The organism is Microvirga antarctica (assembly GCF_017921815.1).
GTDB classification, from domain to species: Bacteria; Pseudomonadota; Alphaproteobacteria; order Rhizobiales; family Beijerinckiaceae; genus Microvirga; species Microvirga antarctica.
This window is the reverse complement of sequence record NZ_JAGEMM010000024.1, coordinates 1-373: the sequence shown is the minus strand read 5'-3', so window position 1 is coordinate 373 and position 373 is coordinate 1. Positions and strand designations below refer to the sequence as shown.

The following is a 373-nucleotide window of genomic DNA, read 5'->3' as shown; positions in this document are numbered from 1 at the left end:
TAGTTCCAATTTCATGAGTTTCCTCTAAGCAGTTGGTGTTGTAGCAAGGCGGCAAACGAACGAATCCCAGGGAGCTTACATAAGTAAGTGACCTGGGTAAGTAAGAGCGGCCAACGCCGCTACAGCGCCAAATGCAACGAGGAAACATGAACTTTCACCAATACTACCCCGTAGACATCGTTAACGGCCCCGGCACCCGCTGCACCCTGTTTGTGTCAGGGTGCGTGCATGAATGCCCTGGCTGCTACAACAAAAGCACCTGGCGGCTCAATTCCGGCCAGCCGTTTACCAAAGAGATGGAAGATAAGATCATTGCCGATCTGAACGACACGCGCATTCACCGTCAGGGGATCTCGCTGTCGGGCGGCGATCC

The 373-nt window shown here is 53.6% G+C and carries 1 protein-coding gene; it reads left to right on the top strand.

Annotated features, from left to right (window positions below; genetic code table 11):
* Window positions 1-146: 146 nt before the first annotated feature.
* A partial coding sequence (locus tag J4G32_RS20710; protein ID WP_210497520.1) for a 4Fe-4S cluster-binding domain-containing protein occupies window positions 147-373 on the top strand: 227 nt, incomplete at its 3' end.